Source organism: Francisella sp. SYW-9 (assembly GCF_008711465.1).
Lineage (GTDB): Bacteria > Pseudomonadota > Gammaproteobacteria > Francisellales > Francisellaceae > Francisella.
This window is the reverse complement of sequence record NZ_VXKQ01000025.1, coordinates 1-18,272: the sequence shown is the minus strand read 5'-3', so window position 1 is coordinate 18,272 and position 18,272 is coordinate 1. Positions and strand designations below refer to the sequence as shown.

The window sequence follows — 18,272 nt, the reverse complement described above, 5'->3', positions numbered from 1 at the left end:
TTATGCCTTGACTAATTCATTAGTTAGTTTCTTAGCCTTTGAGAAATCTGTCTTACCAGACCCTAATTTAGGGATATCAATAACTTTGAAATAATTTGTTGGTTTATATAAGTTTTCTATACCAGAATGTCTAACAATATCTTTTAGGTCACTTGGTTCTAAACTTTCCAAAGTATAAAGCAAACTAATTATCTCTCCTCGTTTAGCATCTGAAGTGGCTACCGCTAGAACTTCAAAGTCAATTTGATGAGAATCATAGCCTTTTTCTCTCAAAGCATCATAAACTTTTTGCTCAAGAAGACCTAAACTAACCATTTCTCCTGCTACTTTAGCAAACCTAGAGTATCTATCAACAACCGTTAAATAGCCTTCTCCATCGATCTTGCCTTTATCTCCAGTTATATACCATATATGACCACATTTCTCTATCATAACTTCACCAGTCTTTTTAGGGTCATTAAGATAATAATCCATTTTATTAACCCCCCTATAGATAATCATGCCCTCAGTACCAGTTGGAAGCTCCTCATGAGACTCTGGATGTATAATTTTAAACTGGCCACCCGGCACAGTAAGTCCGACAGTTCCTATCTTATTAGGTGATTTGGTTGGTCTATTAACTGCAGCAACTGGTGATAGCTCTGTAGTACCATAACCTTCATTAATTACCTTATCAAATTTCTCTTCAAACATTGAACGAACTTCTTTTGATAATTTTTCGGCCCCTGTAATAATAAGCCTAATAGTTGCAAAATCTTCTTTTTTGACTGATTTATTTTTTGTATATATTCTTAAAAATGTTGGTGTTGCACAAAGTACAGTCGTTTTATTTTTTCTAATTAAGTTTGCTACACCTTTTGCATCTGTTGGATCTGGATGGCATGCAATATAGCCTCCTTGAAAAAGCGAAACTAAAGATATAGTCAAACCAAATGCATGGAAAATTGGCAATATACCAGCTACAGAGTCGTTATCTTTACATTCAATAACATTTGTACTTTGGTAAACGTTTGCTAGAAGGTTTTTCTGTTTAATAGCAATACCTTTTGGCACGCCTTCACTTCCACTACTAAAGATTATAAAAGATAAATCTTCCAGTTTCGTTGGCTTAATATATTTCTTAACAATCCAGTCTGCTGGTAAAAGCTTCATGCTTAGTAGAGTTTTAATTGCCTCTAGTTTTGTAATTTTAGCTTTGATATCCTCAAGATAAACAATTTTACAAGTTGAGAACACTTCTTCAACAAAAAAACCTTTATGCGTAAGCTTCTCAACAAATGCTCTAGAAGTTATAATAGTTTTAATATCAGCATTTTTAATCGCATGCCTTAAAGCCTCCTCTGAAGCAGTGTAATTAAGATTAACTATTGATTTAGCACTCATCATAAGCGCTAGAATTGCTAAGTAGCCGCCACCACTTGTAGGTAAACATATCCCAACATTATCTTCACCTTGGGTAATTTCTTGAAGCTTTTTAGACATCAATGTAGCGCCAGTTGTAAACTTATAACCGTCTAAACTAACTCCTGTAGTATCTGTTAAGACAAGATTGTTTTTCGCATTTAACATTTGCCTAAACCATATTTCTGCTGGGGCTTTGAGTAACTGTAAATACTCTTCCCATGCTCTTACAGATAAATCTTCCATCTCTTCATTTAGAGTTCTTAAGCTTTGCAGAGTAGAAATATCAAAAAATACTTGTCTATCTAAATTTTTACGCTTAGGAAAACTTGGCATTTCAGGACCGCAAATAAACATTAAAAACCTATTATCATTTAGCTCTAATTGAGAAATAAGATTTTTATTAACTAGCAGCACACCTTGATGATCCCAAAAACTAATATGATCAACAAAACTAATACCAGCCTTTTCCATGGTTTTTTCTAGACCTCTAGCTCGCTCGTCAAAAGTATCAAGCACTGTAATATTTTGACTATCTAAAAATGTTTTTAATGCTAAAACACTAATAATACTGGTATCATTAGCAACAATTATCGAGCCGCTCTTAAACTGTCTAAAATCAATTTCTTTATTACAATCATAGATATAAGATTGATTAAGTCTTTTATGTATAGAAGATTTAAGCTGATTTAGGCGCATTTTTATCCTACGTTAATTGACAATGTAAACTTACTGCATAGCATATTATGTTATCATATACTCACATTAATTTTTATAACAATATAACATTTATGCCAGAACTTCCTGAAGTAGAAACTGTCAAAAGAGGCTTAACTAAAAATATTATTGGTAAAAAAATACTTGATGTAGAGACACATACAGAAAAACTACGCTACCCAGTTAAGAATGCTCAGTTATCAAATATTAAAAATAATGAAATAAGAAATGTTCAAAGAAGAGGCAAACATCTGATAATAACACTAAAAGATGATTTACAACTTATAATTCATCTAGGAATGTCTGGCGTTATAAAAATCAAAGAAACAAATCAGTATGATAGAATCAAACATGATCATATAATATTACGACTTTCAGACAATATTAGCCTAATTTACAATGATCCCCGCAAGTTTGGTTACTGGCTAATAAATACCAATAATTCTCCACTCCAACACAAAGTTTTAGCTTCTCACGGTATCGAACCTCTGACAGATAATTTTAACTCTAAATATTTACTCACAAAACTTTCAAAAACATCAAGAAAGATTAAACAAACAATTATGGACAATTCTATAGTTGTTGGTGTCGGTAACATTTATGCAAGTGAAGCACTTTTTGATAGTAATATATTACCAACCAGAGCCTCTAATACTATTACTAAAAAAGAAGCCGAAAAACTCGTAATATCTATAAAAAAAATATTAGAAAAAGCTATAGCAGAAGGTGGCACTACTCTTAAAGACTATAAAAACACTGAAGGAAAACCCGGCTACTTTACTCAACAACTTAATGTCTATGGTAGAGTAAACCAAGAATGTTATACCTGTAATACAAAAATTGAAAGTTTAGTTATTGGTCAAAGGAATACTTTTTACTGTAAAAAATGTCAGAAATAAGTTACATATTTAAGAAATACTGATGTATTGAGGCATCATTTGTTAGCTCCGGATGAAAACTACTAACTAGAATATTTCCCTGCCTGACTAAGACGGGTGATTGATTATAGTTAGATAAAACATCCACATTATCTCCAACCGCCACAAACTTAGGAGCTCTAATAAACACCCCTGATACACTTTTATTATCAAAATCTAGATTTGTAACAAAACTATCCAGCTGTCTACCATAAGCATTACGCTCAACAGTTAGATCTATCAAACCAAGGTAGCCTTGGCCTTTCGATAGAACAATACTTCCTGCACAAGTACCAAAAACAGGATTTTTACTACAGAAATCATATAACCTATCAAATAACGAGTGTTTCTCTATCACATTTAGAAGTGTAGTGCTCTCACCACCAGGAATAACAAGCCTATCAATATCGTCAAAATCATTATTAGATTTTACTAATCTTACATCTGCTCCTAGAGATTTAAGCATATCACTATGCTTTACATAAGCTCCCTGAATTGCTAAGACACCTACTTTTTTCGACATTTACCAGCCTCTTTCTGAGAACTTTTCAAAATCACAGTTAATACCAGTCATAGGTTCACCAAGATCTGTTGAAACCTCAGCAAGTAACTTAGGATCATTGTAGTAAGTAACAGCACTTACTATAGCTTTTGCTCTTTTTAATGGATCAGCTGATTTAAATATACCAGATCCTACAAAAACTGACTCAGCTCCTAACTGCATCATTAATGCCGCATCAGCAGGAGTTGCAACACCACCAGCTGAGAAGTTTGGTACAGGTAGCTTGCCTTCTCTATGAACATATCTCACAAGCTCATATGGTGCTTGCATGTTTTTTGCAATAGACATTAACTCTGTTGGATCAGCACTTTTGATATAGTTTATATCTCTTGTTACTTGTCTTAGCTGTCTTACAGCTTCAACAATATTACCAGTACCAGCTTCACCTTTTGTTCTAATAAGAGCTGCTCCTTCACCTATTCTTCTTAAAGCTTCTCCAAGATTCGTACAACCACAAACAAATGGTACTTTAAAACTTTGTTTATCAACATGATTTACCTCGTCTGCTGGGCTTAAAACTTCACTTTCATCAATAAAATCAACGCCTAAAGATTCTAAAATTTGAGCTTCAACAAAATGTCCAATTCTTGCTTTTGCCATTACAGGTATAGAAACTACAGACATTATCTCTTTAATAAGTTTAGGATCAGACATCCTAGCTATACCACCATCTTTTCTAATGTCAGCAGGAACTCTTTCTAAAGCCATCACAGCTACAGCTCCAGCTTCCTGAGCTATCTCAGCTTGTTGTGCATTTACAACATCCATGATAACCCCGCCTTTTAACATCTCTGCCAAACCTGTTTTTAAGTTGATTTCAGACATTTTATGAATACTCCTTTTTTGATTTAGTAAAACGAAACACAAAACATTATAGTATTTTTAGATGCAATGAATAATTAATTTTCATTAATAATGAAAATAATTCTCATTAACATTATTTAATTTTGTACTTGAGTAGCTGGAGCTAGCATCTTTATAGTTCTTGTATCAGCATCAACCTCAACTTTATCACCGATAGGTAGTGTAAAGTTGTTTTCACCATGACCAAAACTTGCTCCCATAAAAGAAGGGATCTTATTTTTAACTAAATAATATTTAAGTATATCCTTTAGTGTTTGTTGTCTTTTGATTGGATTTTCACATTTCGCACACCCACCAAAAACAAGGCCCTTAATCTTACTTAAAACACCTGCTAGCTGTAACTGATTCATCACCCTATCTATTTGATAGTTCTTTTCATCAATTTCTTCTACAAATAAAATCTTACCCTTCCAGTTAGGTTCATATTTCGTACCAATTAAAGCTGCTAAATTGCTTAGATTACCTCCTAAAAGAACACCCTCAGCTTTTCCAGGATAAATTGTTTGCACATGCGTTACACTTTTAAACGTTACTTTTTTAGAATCAAAAAGGACTTCGTTCATATATTTCCTAGAAAAGTTTGGCCAAGTTTCCACACCTAACGGTCCATGAAATGTAATTAATCCCGTTTCTTTATTTATAGCTAAAAGCAATGAAGTAATATCACTAAACCCTACTATTATTTTAGGGTTTCTTTTTATCTGCTCATAGTTAATTAATGGTAACAGCTGAGCACTACCCCAACCACCTCTAACTTCGAAAATAGCCTTAATATTAGGATCAGCAAATGCATTATTTAAATCTTGCGCTCTATACTTTGCATTAGCAGAAAAGTAACCATCCTGATAAACAGGATTAACATAGTGTCCTAATTTAACCTTTAAACCCAAAGATTGCAGCTTACCTAAAGAGTCTTGAATTTGCTCAGATGTTACAGCTGATGCTGAGGCTAAAAGTGCCACGGTATCACCTTTATGCAAAGCTGGAGGCTTAATAACATTGTTTGCAACAGCAAAAAAAGGAAATAGAAATATTACAAGAGTTAATTTTAAATATCTACCGAACATCATTTGAATATAACCTATACAAATATTCTTAAGTTAGATTCTATATACTCAGACTTAATTTACAATATTTTTTAGATATTCTTGATAAAGAATAGGAAGACAGCTCTAGTTTAAATATTATACATCAAGATTTATAACATTTAGTGCATTTGACTCAATAAAGTTTCTACGTGGCTCAACTTCATCACCCATAAGAGTTGTAAACAAAGCATCAGCTTCAACAGCATCTTTGACAGAAACTTGTAACAATACCCTATTATCTGGATCCATAGTCGTTTCCCAAAGCTGGTCCGGATTCATCTCACCGAGACCTTTATAACGTTGAACATCATTACCTCTTCTAGCTTCTTGTAGTAGCCAGTCAACAGCAGACTCAAAATCATCTACATACTCTTTTTTAGAGCCTCTTTCCACATAAGCTCCATCAAAAGATATATCAGATAGCACATCACCATATGTAACAAGATCTTCATAGTCTTTAGTTGTAAAAAAGCTATTTTTAACTATATAGTCAGTATCATAACCATTTATATAATGATTAACACCATAAGAAATACTCTCTTGATCATCACTATCTATTTCTTTTGACTCTATAAGTTCAAACCTTTCATAAGATAGTGCCTTTTCATTACATTTCTCAACAATAGCTTGCCACCACTGCTTAATATCAGCATTATCATCAACATATTTTGCGCTATACGCCATAACTCTAAGTAACTTCTCAGGGTATGTTTTTGCATATTTCTTAATCACTTTTTCTGACTTTTGATAAAGTTCATAATAATTTGCTAAGATCTGACCAGATATAACATTACTATTACTAAGGTAAATATTAGCACCTTCAAGACCAATATTACCAAGATACTCCGCTAAAGAGTCTTCATCTTTCAAATATGTTTCTTGCTTACCTTTTTTAACCTTATATAAAGGAGGTTGTGCAATATACAAATAACCTCTTTCTACAAGCTCTGGCATTTGCCTATAGAAGAATGTCAAAAGAAGTGTTCTAATATGGGATCCATCAACATCGGCATCCGTCATCAGGATAATTTTATGATATCTAGTCTTATCTGGGTTATAGTCCTCTGCCCCAATACCACAGCCTAAAGCCTTAATAAGTGTCGCAACTTCTTGAGATCCTAACATCTTATCAAAACGTGCTTTTTCAACATTTAGAATCTTACCTTTTAAAGGCAAAATTGCTTGAGTTTTACGATCACGAGCTTGCTTTGCTGAACCACCTGCTGAGTCACCCTCCACCAGATATATTTCTGATAAAGATGGATCTTTTTCTTGACAGTCTGCTAGCTTACCTGGAAGACCTGCAATATCTAGAGCTCCCTTACGACGGGTCATATCACGAGCTTTACGCGCAGCTTCACGAGCTTTTGCTGAATCTAAAATTTTCTCACAAACAATTTTAGATTCTTTAGGATTCTCTAATAGAAACTCTTGCAATTTCTCATTTACTAATGATTCTACAGCTGATTTAACATCTGAAGATACTAATTTATCTTTTGTTTGAGATGAGAACTTTGGATCTGGAACTTTTACAGACAATACCGCAGCTAGACCTTCACGAGTATCTTCACCAGTTAGAGAAACTTTAAGCTTTTTATTTAGCCCTTCAGATTCTATATAAGAGTTCATCGTTCTAGTAACTGCTGCTTTTAAACCTGATAAATGAGTACCTCCATCACGCTGAGGAATATTATTTGTAAAACAAAATATTGACTCTTTGTATGAGTCATTCCACTGTAAAGCTAGCTCTACTTGAATATCATCTTTGACTCCATTTACAGCTATAACATTTTCATGAATTGGTTTTTTACTTTTATTTAAATACTCAACAAAAGCTATGATACCACCATCATATTTAAAGACTTCAGATCTATTATTAATTTTATCAATAAGCTCTATCTTCACACCAGAGTTTAAGAAAGAAAGCTCTCTAATTCTCTTCATTAAAATATCATAATCAAACTCAACAAAAGAGAAAGTATCTTTACTAGGCTTAAATGTAATTATTGAACCACTTTTATCAGTCTGTTCAAGCTGCTTTAATGGATACTGTGGCACACCATGAGTATATTCTTGAAAATATCTATAACCATTACGACAAATATCTAAAGATAATGATTCAGATAATGCATTTACTACAGATACACCTACACCATGTAAACCACCTGATACTTTATAAGAGTTATCATCAAACTTACCGCCGGCATGAAGTATAGTCATTATAACCTCAGCGGCTGATCGACCTTCTTCTTTATGTATATCTGTTGGAATACCTCTCCCATTATCAGAAACTGATACGGAGCCATCTTTATTAATGATAACCTTGATATCATCACAATGCCCCGCTAATGCCTCATCAATAGCATTATCAAGAACTTCAAAGACCATATGATGTAGACCACTACCATCATCAGTATCACCAATATACATTCCTGGTCTTTTTCTAACCGCATCTAGACCCTTGAGTACTTTAATACTCGATGAATCATAAGCTTTATTCTCAGACATTAACAAGCTCCAAGTTACATTTTTTATAAACTCAATTAGGTACTATTATAACACAAATAAACACTTATATTAATTATGATTCTTAATGTCTCTAGGTAAATACATCTAAAGCTTTATGAATCAGATTAATAGTTAGAGATTTAGTTATTTTTTATTTTAAAAATATCAATGATAATAATATTTCCCACAAAAACTTAAGGAAATAATTTATATATAAGAAAATTGATTTTATTTTGATTGAGATAGTAAATAGTGAACTAATAATGGCACTGGTCTACCACTTGCTTTACAGTTTGCAAAATCACCCATAGCAGATCCTGCTATATCAAGATGTGCCCATTCATAGTCTTCTGTAAATTTTGATAAAAATAATCCAGCACATATTGAGCCTGCTGATCTATCACGATTAGAATTATCCATATCAGCTACTTTACTATCTAGCTTTTTAAGATATGGCTTATGCAATGGTAATCTCCAAACAAGGTCACTTGAGGCTTTAGCTGCTTGTTGTAAGCTATTTGCTAACTTATCACTATTTGCCATCAACCCAGAGAATGCATCTCCTAAAGCGATTATCATTGCTCCAGTTAATGTAGCCATATTGATAACAGTTTTTGGCTTATATTTTCCAATATAAGTTAGGGTATCACATAATACTAGTCGACCTTCCGCATCAGTATTACTTACTTCAACAGTTATTCCTTTCATACTTTTAAGTACATCACCTGGTCTATATGATCTTGCATCAATAGCATTCTCAGCAAGTCCCATAACACCAACTACATTAATAGGTAAATTAAGCATAGCTACAGTCTTCATAATACCCATAACAGCAGCAGCTCCACCCATATCCATTTTCATGGTATCCATACCTGCAGCAGCCTTAACACAGATACCACCATTATCAAATACTAAACCTTTACCAACTAAAACTATAGGAGCTTGACCTTCATCTCCACCATTGTACTCCATACAAACAGTATAGTTAGACATATCAGAACCTCTACCAACAGCTAAAGCACAACCCATGCCTAACTCAGCCATCTCATCCTGGTCTAAATAATCTAAATTAAATGCTTCATATTTTGATGTAAGCTCTCTAGCTTCGTTTAACATATAGTCTGTATTACAGATATTTGCTGGTAAATTTTGTAAATCTTTTGCATAGTTCTGACCACAGGCAATAGCCGAACCAATCTTAGCTGCTTCATCAATATCTTGATCGCCAGTGTAAACTAGTTCCACCTGCTCCAAAGAATAGTTCTGTTTCTTTGACTTTAATTGATCAAAAACATAAGTCTCCGATATAAGAGCTCTAATTGTATCTAATGTGAATTGTTTAGCATCACCACTTTCAAATGCATAGTCTATATTTACAGAGACTTCTTTTATATCTAGTTTTTTTAACTCCTCAGCCGCTTTTGATATTATTTTATCGTATTCTGAAGCTATAAAGTCTTGTCTTAAACCGAGACCTAAAAGAATGACCGTTCTATCTGCATGCAATAATGGTAAAACCTCTGCAGATTTTGCTTTAAAAACTTTCCTATCTAATAGAGATTTAGAATTTGGGCACTCTGTTTCATTAATAAGCTTTTGTAAATTCTCTTGCGCTACGATTATTACCTGAGCAGGCATTGTAGCCTGACTATTTATTACTAGTTTCATTTACGCTCCGTTTATTGATTTTTTTTAGAACAAATTTTAAAAATATAATAACAAAAAAGCATAACTAAAACATTAAAATTTAGCGCAGCCAATTGTTAACTACTGACTTTTGATTATAAAAAATATAAAATTAGTGTTAGTTTAATTTTTTATTATAATATAGAGCCAACCTTGATTCTAGAAAAGTACTACAATAAAGATATAGTTAATACGTTTACATCTATAACTTTATTCATAATATCTATAGTATCTGCCAATCTTCTTATTAGGCTTTTTCATGAAGCTTACGCAAGAGGACTAGGGATTGATTCAATAATAAAGTTTGTTATTTTAACCCTCCCAGAAAACGTAAGTCTAATAGCTCCAATCGCAATGTTTCTAGCAATTATTATTTGTTTTGGTAAATACTTTTCAAATAATGAAATGTTTGTAACTCTTGCTGGAGGTGTAACATGGATGGAAATAGTTAAAAATACTCTTAAACCTGCTGTTGTTTTAACTATAATAACACTTATTACAACCATGTATCTTACTCCTCTTTCAAAGCAAACATCAGATATATATCAAACATCCTTATCAGCACAAGCATTATTGTCTTCTGTTACTGATGATAAAATCATAAAAATTCCAGGTGGTCGAGTACTATACATAAAGGATAAATCAGGTAATAACCTTCATAACGTATTCTTATATCAGAAAGATCCAAAAGAAAGTGAATACAAGGTCATTACCGCACCAAACGCTGAAATTGATTCAAATAGCAAAGCTGCTTATGTAGATTTTAAAAATGTAAATATCTACACACGAGATCCTCAGAATTTTGAATCTAGTTATGGCAAAGCTGATAAAGCTATATATACGATTTATGACAATACTATTAGAGACTTCAACCACCAAAGAGTTGATAGGTATTATATGCACTCTTTAATAGAGAATTTTGATAATAAAGATTCAAAGCTTGCAACAGCATGTAAAGGAGAGTTTTTCTCTCGCATAAATAATTCTTTATCTGTACTTGTAGCATCCTTAATTGCTCTTGCTCTTTGTCGTTTAAGACCAAGACAAAATAAATATGCGAAGTTATTACCAGCTGTTATTGTACTAGCTATATACCTATGTACAAATATGTTTATTAATACCTGTATGACCAATGGATCAATACCTGTATGGATAGGAGTATGGCTACCTCATATAGTATTTATAATATTTGCTGTTAGGGCTATTAGAAAACAAAACGGATCGTCTAGGAAAGGGTAAATGATGTTATTAAATCGTATAGACCGTTATATTTTTAAAACTGTATTTAGTAGCTTTCTAATAGTTACGATAATATTTTGTATTCTTTTTTTCATCTTTACCTATCTTGCTCAAGTAAGTAATAACAACAGTAATGCAAGTAATATTGAACTAATTATCAACACATTTTATCAGCTACCTGGAATACTTTATACTCTACTTCCTGCATGTGCTATGGTTGGTGCTCTTATGGGACTTAGTTTACTTGCTAACCACTCTGAGATAATTATTCTTAGAGCATCAGGACGTTCAACATTTCAAATAGCTAAAGGAGTAGTGTTAGTTGGTATAATTGGTTCTTTAGTTACTATGGTTTTTGGTGGCTACATAGCACCTGTACTTCAAAAAATATCAGATACAAATACTGTTGCATACAATACATATGATCTGTGGTTTAAAAATAAAGATGGTTTAATGAATATTACAAATATTGATCCAAAAGCAAAAACAGCCTTTGGTATTAGGAAATTTATTGTAGAAGATAATAAAGTTAAGCAAATACGTTTCGCACAATCAGCGAAATATACAAATGATAACGTAGCAAATGTATATAACATAAGCACAGTTACTTTCCCTACTAAAGATGAACAAAAGCATATTAAAGTTGAAAGTGGTATTAACCAAACAAACTGGTCTAATCCTATCCCAATATCTGTTGCCCAGGTTATTACTATTAATGATGATAACTATTTAAACTTTAACCAATTAAGTAAGTATATGTTTGCTAGAGGTCAAACTAATGATACAGCAATAGCTTTAAAATTTTGGCAAGAAATATTCCAACCAATATCTTTAATGGTTTTAATACTCTTATCAGTACCTTTAAGTATCGGATCAACAAGGTCATCAACTTTAATAATTAAACTAATCCTCGGAGCATTCTTTGGTTTTGCATTTTTTATTATTAACCAGATTTTTGGTCCTATTGCTTTAATAATGCATATCCCTCCAATATTTGGAGCGGCAGGTCCAACAGCGGTAGCTTTAATATTACTAATTTACCTATTTATAAAGTCAAAAGAAACTTAATTAACATATGAACATATCAAAATACTCACTAGATAATAATCTAAATATATATATAAAAAAAGATTCCCGAGCTCCAGTAGTTCTATCACAAATATGGTACAAAGTCGGCTCTACATATGAGCCTCAAAAGCTTACAGGTATTTCACATATGCTAGAACATATGATGTTTAAAGGCACTGATAAATACTCAAAGGATGATTTAAACAGCATTGTAGAAAATAACGGTGGTCTTCAAAATGCTTTTACAAGCTTTGACTATACAGCTTACTATCAGTTTTGGCATAAAAAAAATCTTGAGCTTAGTTTATCTATAGAATCTTCACGCATGGCAAACTTATTATTTGATGAGAATGAGTTTACCCCAGAAAGAAAAGTAGTTTTAGAAGAGCGTAACTTACGTGTTGATGATAAAGCTTTTAGTTATGCTTTTGAACAATTCATGAAACTTGCTTATCAAAGTAACTCACGTCATACACCTATTATTGGTTGGCGAGAAGACATAGAAAAGTATACACTTAGTAATCTCAAAGATTGGTATCAACAACATTATGCTCCAAACAATTCAAGTATTGTATTAGTTGGTGATATCGATGAAAAATCTGCCATTGCAATGGCAAAAGACTATTTTGGTAGTATTGCTAAATCAAACCTTAAGAGCTATTGTAAAGAGTCTAGCTTAATAAACTTTGGCTATAGACATTCTCAGATTAAAAAATCCCCGAATGATACTGATGCTGCAATATTAGGTTATATAACCCCTTCTCTAACTACTGATTATGAGAAAAATGATCCTTTTGCACTTATGGTTTTAAATAATATTATTGGTAGTGCTGATGCTTCAATATTACAACAAAAACTAGTACGTGAAGAAAACCTATGTTGTCATATCGATAGTGAATATTCACCGTTTATTAAAGGTGAAGATATATTTATTATCACAGCGATAGCTAATCATGATCAAGATTTAGAAAATATCCAAGAAGAGATAGAAAAAGCGATAGACCATTTAAAAACAACAGGTATTTCTCAAGATCAACTAAATCGAGCTAAAGTAACTATTAAAGCAGATAAAGTTTTTGCTATGGACTCATTAGAAACCCAAGCAAATCTTATTGGTTCACTGGCTAGCATTAACCTTGATGTTGATTACTATAAATATTTAGAAAAGCTTTATGATGTGACTGTTCAAGATGTAAATCGCGTTCTTGATAAATATTTTAACAAAGAAAACCTTACATCCTTACACTTACTAAGAGATTAAACAATGATCCAAAAATTTAATATAGATAACACACCAATATATTTTCAAGAATCACAAAGTCTACCAATGCTAGATATACAGCTAAACTTTAGAGCTGGTTCTGCATTTGATGGTAATTTAAATGGTCTAGCTGATCTTGCTGTAAGCATGTTTGCAACTAAGACACAGAGCTCTAGTGAACAAAAACTAATAAATAAGATCACTGACATTGGCGTATCAATACATGCCGAGACTACTAAAGAATTTTTTAATATTAAAATTCGCTTACTAAATGATAGTGAGATTATTAAAAAAACTATCAAGACTCTTAATGAAATATTTACAATTCCTGATTTTGATCAAAGCATACTCAATAGAGAAAAGATCCAGACCTTGACTCATATTAACTACCTAAACCAACAACCTAATTATCTATCATCTTTGGAGTTCTCAAGAAATATTTTTGCTAATAATCCTTATAGTCACCCTGTTATTGGCTATGAAGATAGTGTTAAGAATATAAGTATCGAAGATATAAAAGAGTTCTTTAACAAATACATTTGTGCAAATAATTCTAATATCTGTATTGTTGGAGCTATTGAGTCAGATCAAGCAAAAGAAATTTCTCAACAAATTCTAAACTCTTTACCTAAAGGTGTTAAAAATACTCTAACATTTGAGCAAAAAACAAATGATACAAAAATTATTAAAAAAACTTTTGATAGTAAACAAACATCTATATTAATGGGACATCAACTATTACTAAATATAAGTGATCCTTTATATTTTCCACTAAAGCTTGGTAATGAAATACTTGGTGGTGGTGGCTTAAACTCACTACTATTTAACAAAGTGCGTGAAGAGCTTGGACTAGTTTATAATATTGGTAGTAATGCAAATCTTAACCCTGATTATGGTAGCTTTGTAATATCAGCTCAAACTAGTAATCCTAAACTCGCACTAGAGACCATAAATGATGTTTATAATAGCTTCATTAGAAGTATGTTAGACGATAAAACTTTAGAAAACTCTAAAAAACATATTGAAGGCACTCATCTACTTAGCTCTGTAAAAAATAGCTCAAAGCTGAATATGCTATCCTCTATAGCAAATAAAGATCTCTCCATCGACTTCTTTGACACTTATGTTGAAAACATCAATAACGTAACTGCTAATCAAATACATAACTCATTCCTAAAAATTCAACAAAATAAATTTATAACTGTAATGGTTGGAGATGTTTAACAGTGAAGACAAACACTATTCGTGTAATTTCTGGAAAATATAAAAACCGCAGACTTAAATTCCCTAACATAAATGGTTTACGCCCTACTTCTGATCAACTCAAAGAAACTATATTCAACTGGCTAGCTCCTTATATACACGATAGCATCTGTATTGACGCTTTTGCAGGTAGTGGTAGTTTAGGTATCGAGAGCTTATCTCGAGGTGCTACGAAAGCTATATTTTATGAACTTAACTTCAAAGCTTTACAGCAAATTAAAGATAATCTAAAAACTCTTGATATATCGAACTTTGAAATATCTAAAACAGATAGTATAAAAGCATTAATAAAATTAGACACACAAGGCTTTCAGACAATTATATTTCTTGATCCTCCTTTTAATAAAAATATAGTTCCTAAAGCACTAAGCTCCATACTGGAAAACAAACATATACCTAAAGATTCCATCATATATATAGAAACCGAAAAGAATGCAAAATACTCTTTAGATGGCTTTGAAATTTCAAAAGAAAAGAGTACTTCTAATATTTGTGCAAAACTAGTCATAAAAAAGATTTAATTTTAAAAAATAATATCTAAAATATAGCCATCAATAAGCTATAGGAGATAGTAATGTACCATATTGGCATTACGGGGCCTTTTATTTTTACTATAATGTTTCTCTTAGGAATAATTGCAGAAAGTATGACTGGAGTTATATCCTCTTCAAGAAGAAATATGGATGCTTTTGGTGTTGTTGCTATTGCCCTAACAACGGCTCTTGGTGGCGGTGTCGTAAGAGATGTGCTATTAGGTAATTTACCAGTAACAATTATCTTACACCCTCATTACATAGTCATTTGCCTATTTTTTTCAGTCATTGCTATTTTTACTCAGAAATATGTAAATAAATTTTATAAGATATTTTTGATACTTGACTCAATAGGTCTTATCGCCTTTGCATATATTGGTAGTAGTATAGCCTATCATATATGTACTACTGTTTTTGAAATGCATTTTGTTAGCGTATTTATCGTTGGTATCGTCATTGCGATTCTTAACGGTGTAGCTGGAGGTATTATGCGAGATATGATTTGTAATGATATTCCAGTTGCATTTACATCTGAATTATATGCCTCAGTAGCAGGAATAGTTGGTGGAATGAATATTATTTTTATATATCTAAATATAAACTTATATCTAAGTGCCGCAATCATAATAGGTATAGGTTTAACTACAAGGATTATGTCTATAGTTTATAAATGGAAACTACCTATTATTTAAAGTAAATATAAATAAATTATGAAAATTATTAAAAACCTCTTATTACTTATTCTAATCATTCCTAGTTCACTAATTGCTGAGCAGAAAATAGTTAATGGTATACCTATTAATATTTTAAAAGGTTCTAGTTATGAAATGGGAAGAGAATATGGCCAACAAATGCGTCCACAGATGTTAAAGTCTTTAAAAATTATTGAAGACTATTATATAAAACAAAAAGGACTAACTTATAACGATTTGCTTAAACAAGCAAATGAGCTTTATAAAAGATTTCCTAATAGTTATAAATCCATACTTAAAGGAACTGCTAGAGGAGCTAAAATAAGTTTAAATGACGAGATAGTACTTAATGGTATGGAAACACTTATCGCTATCAAAGCAGCTAAGCCAAAATTAAAAAGTGGCTGTGCATTTGCATCTATTTCACAAAAAAATAGTTATTCAGATAGTAGAATAATTCTTAGAAATTATGACTACTCAAAGCCATTTAATAAAATAAGTAAATTTTTAAGTATTTCAACTTTTAACTTTAGTAAAGGCTATCCTGTAGCTATTATAGCTATGCCAGGCCAACTATATTGCCCTTCTTGTTTAAATAACAAAGGAGTTTTTATAGAATTAAATAATGGTTTCTTATCTGGTGGTTCTTCAGTAAATACAAACAGAGAAACTATGCTAATACAGATGCTTAATATGTTAAGAACTTCTAAAAATATACAGCAGCTAGATAATAAGCTAAAAGCTACTCAATCAGACTTCTCATTAATAATTAGTGCTGGAGATAATAACAAGGCAGTCTCCTATGAATACTCTTCAACTAATGGACATAGAAAAGATAATATACAACCAAACTCGAATTTTGTAGTTACAAATAACTTTCTTAGTACTAAATGGGGTGACTTAGTACCAAGTCCAAATATGAAAACTATGGGATCAAGTATTATAAGAAAAGAAAACCTTACAAGACTTATAGATAACTATCAAAGTATTGATATTCCTACAGCCAAAAAAATAATGGATACAGACATAGAAAGTGGTGGTGCTAAAAATCCATATACTATTTATCAGATAATCTATGATATACTAAAGCAAAAAATTTATATCTGAATTTAAAAGATAATAAAGGCTGGCGAGAGGTTTCCTTTAAAGATATATTTCAGATACCGCTGTGAAAACGAAATTCATTATCTGAAGATAATATAAGTTCTTTTTCTATCTCACCTATTCTTTTTATATCTTTACCAATATCTTTTGATGAGTATTTCTCAGCAAAAGTCAGATAAATAGTAAAATGCCTTTTTTCAGACTCTAATAAACCATTATAAAACTTTTGTAAATCTTGATCTAGAAATGGTGCGATTTTTGCAAATCTTTCACACGATCTAGCCTCAATATATGCCCCTATTATTAATGCATCTATAAATCGCCCTTCTTTATCCGTACGAGCTGTTTTTATAAGTTGACTAGCATACCTTGATGCTGAAATAGCTTTATATTGGATATTACGTCTTTTTAAAATGCGCATTACTTGTTCAAAGTGCACAAGCTCTTCCCTTGCTATCTTTGACATTCTTGTTACTAAATCATGTTTATCAGGATGTCTATAAATATATGTCATCGCTGATGAAGCCGCCTTCATCTCACAGTGGGCATGATCTATAAGCATTAGTTCAATATTATCTAAGGCACTCTTAACCCACTGATCAGGAGTTTCACATAATAAGAAGTTTTCTATTGTCGTAAAATTAGCATATTGAATTTTTGTCATTTATAAATTTATATATTAGTATAAGAAAATACCAAATATTATATACATAAAAATAGCGATTTTATATTAAAGTATCTCTAATATTTAACAAGGATATATTGTAGTAAAAACATAGTTACTATATGTATTTATCAAATTGAAATTATCGATTAAAACTCAAAGAATAACTTTATTGCCGTATGAACAAACATCTAAATAAACTTTACAATCTTGTAATATTAAATAAAAATAGTGTAAACTAAACGTCCTTTTTGGCAAAAGATAGACAAATGATTAAACAAGAAGATAAACTTAAACTCGTTTCAAAAGCCATAGAAGCATTTCATAATGCGTATGCTCCATATTCAAATTTCAAAGTAGGATCTGCTTTACTTATGAAAAATGGTGAAATAATTTTAGGTGCAAATATTGAAAATTGTGCGTATGGACCATCAAACTGCGCTGAACGTTCAGCATTATTTAGTGCATATAGTCAAGGTTTCACTAAAGATGATATCACTATGATAGCTGTTGTGACAGATACTCCAAGAGCATCAACTCCTTGTGGAGTTTGTCGTCAAGTGATAGCTGAACTAATGTCTAAAGATTGCCCCATTATTTTATCAAATTTAGATCAATCAGATATTAGAGAAACAGATATAGAAAAACTTCTTCCTGATAGCTTTGTTTTATCTTAGAAATAATTATTTAGGGGCTGTCCTAGAT

Annotated in this window: 16 protein-coding genes; 9 read left to right on the top strand and 7 right to left on the bottom strand. The window is 31.7% G+C overall.

Going from position 1 to position 18,272, the window contains the following annotated elements; all coding sequences use genetic code 11:
• Positions 1-2,100 carry an AMP-binding protein gene (locus F3D62_RS09860; RefSeq protein WP_150468082.1) on the bottom strand — a complete coding sequence of 700 codons (2,100 nt, stop codon included), beginning with the start codon at positions 2,098-2,100 and terminating at the stop codon, positions 1-3.
• Between the two features lie 92 nt (positions 2,101-2,192).
• Here F3D62_RS09860 and mutM point away from each other — a divergent pair, with 92 nt between their 5' ends.
• A complete protein-coding gene (mutM, locus tag F3D62_RS09855; RefSeq protein ID WP_150468103.1) occupies positions 2,193-3,017 on the top strand; it encodes a bifunctional DNA-formamidopyrimidine glycosylase/DNA-(apurinic or apyrimidinic site) lyase in 825 nt (274 codons plus the stop codon).
• Position 3,018: 1 nt separating this feature from the next.
• Here the strand turns inward: mutM and pdxT are convergent, their stop codons facing one another.
• The 5 genes from pdxT to F3D62_RS09830 all read right to left on the bottom strand — a co-directional run bounded on the left by pdxT (position 3,019) and on the right by F3D62_RS09830 (position 9,725).
• A complete protein-coding gene (gene pdxT / locus F3D62_RS09850; RefSeq protein WP_150468081.1) occupies positions 3,019-3,558 on the bottom strand; it encodes a pyridoxal 5'-phosphate synthase glutaminase subunit PdxT in 540 nt (179 codons plus the stop codon).
• Entirely contained in the window at positions 3,559-4,422 is an 864-nt protein-coding gene (gene pdxS, locus F3D62_RS09845; protein ID WP_150468080.1) for a pyridoxal 5'-phosphate synthase lyase subunit PdxS, read from the bottom strand.
• Positions 4,423-4,538: 116 nt separating this feature from the next.
• Positions 4,539-5,531: an LD-carboxypeptidase gene (locus F3D62_RS09840; RefSeq protein WP_150468079.1), complete on the bottom strand. Its 993-nt coding sequence runs from the start codon at positions 5,529-5,531 to the stop codon at positions 4,539-4,541.
• 114 nt (positions 5,532-5,645) lie between these two features.
• Positions 5,646-8,057, bottom strand: a complete 2,412-nt coding sequence (gene gyrB / locus F3D62_RS09835) for a DNA topoisomerase (ATP-hydrolyzing) subunit B (RefSeq protein WP_150468078.1) — start codon at positions 8,055-8,057, stop codon at positions 5,646-5,648.
• Between the two features lie 228 nt (positions 8,058-8,285).
• Positions 8,286-9,725, bottom strand: coding sequence for a leucyl aminopeptidase (locus F3D62_RS09830; protein WP_150468077.1), 1,440 nt, complete (start codon positions 9,723-9,725; stop codon positions 8,286-8,288).
• Between the two features lie 171 nt (positions 9,726-9,896).
• On the opposite strand from F3D62_RS09830, the gene lptF reads away from it, so the two are divergent.
• The 7 genes from lptF to F3D62_RS09795 are packed head-to-tail and all read left to right on the top strand — an operon-like array spanning position 9,897 to position 16,906.
• The gene (gene lptF / locus F3D62_RS09825) at positions 9,897-10,982 is read left to right on the top strand and encodes an LPS export ABC transporter permease LptF (RefSeq protein ID WP_150468076.1); all 1,086 of its coding nucleotides are present in this window, start codon (positions 9,897-9,899) and stop codon (positions 10,980-10,982) included.
• Positions 10,983-10,985: 3 nt separating this feature from the next.
• Positions 10,986-12,050 (top strand): LPS export ABC transporter permease LptG, encoded by a 1,065-nt coding sequence (gene lptG / locus F3D62_RS09820; protein WP_150468102.1) that lies wholly within the window; start codon positions 10,986-10,988, stop codon positions 12,048-12,050.
• Between the two features lie 7 nt (positions 12,051-12,057).
• Complete coding sequence (locus F3D62_RS09815; RefSeq protein ID WP_150468075.1) at positions 12,058-13,311, top strand: M16 family metallopeptidase; 1,254 nt, start codon at positions 12,058-12,060, stop codon at positions 13,309-13,311.
• A gap of 3 nt (positions 13,312-13,314) precedes the next feature.
• Positions 13,315-14,535 (top strand): M16 family metallopeptidase, encoded by a 1,221-nt coding sequence (locus F3D62_RS09810; RefSeq protein ID WP_150468074.1) that lies wholly within the window; start codon positions 13,315-13,317, stop codon positions 14,533-14,535.
• Between the two features lie 2 nt (positions 14,536-14,537).
• Positions 14,538-15,095, top strand: a complete 558-nt coding sequence (rsmD, locus tag F3D62_RS09805; protein WP_150468073.1) for a 16S rRNA (guanine(966)-N(2))-methyltransferase RsmD — start codon at positions 14,538-14,540, stop codon at positions 15,093-15,095.
• Positions 15,096-15,148: 53 nt separating this feature from the next.
• Positions 15,149-15,799 carry a trimeric intracellular cation channel family protein gene (locus F3D62_RS09800; protein WP_150468072.1) on the top strand — a complete coding sequence of 217 codons (651 nt, stop codon included), beginning with the start codon at positions 15,149-15,151 and terminating at the stop codon, positions 15,797-15,799.
• Between the two features lie 18 nt (positions 15,800-15,817).
• Entirely contained in the window at positions 15,818-16,906 is a 1,089-nt protein-coding gene (locus tag F3D62_RS09795; protein ID WP_150468071.1) for a C45 family autoproteolytic acyltransferase/hydolase, read from the top strand.
• A 49-nt stretch (positions 16,907-16,955) separates the two neighbouring features.
• On the opposite strand, the gene F3D62_RS09790 is transcribed toward F3D62_RS09795, so the two are convergent.
• The gene (locus F3D62_RS09790; RefSeq protein ID WP_150468070.1) at positions 16,956-17,567 is read right to left on the bottom strand and encodes a tRNA-(ms[2]io[6]A)-hydroxylase; all 612 of its coding nucleotides are present in this window, start codon (positions 17,565-17,567) and stop codon (positions 16,956-16,958) included.
• A gap of 269 nt (positions 17,568-17,836) precedes the next feature.
• Here F3D62_RS09790 and cdd point away from each other — a divergent pair, with 269 nt between their 5' ends.
• Positions 17,837-18,244: a cytidine deaminase gene (gene cdd / locus F3D62_RS09785; RefSeq protein WP_150468069.1), complete on the top strand. Its 408-nt coding sequence runs from the start codon at positions 17,837-17,839 to the stop codon at positions 18,242-18,244.
• Positions 18,245-18,272: the final 28 nt, after the last annotated feature.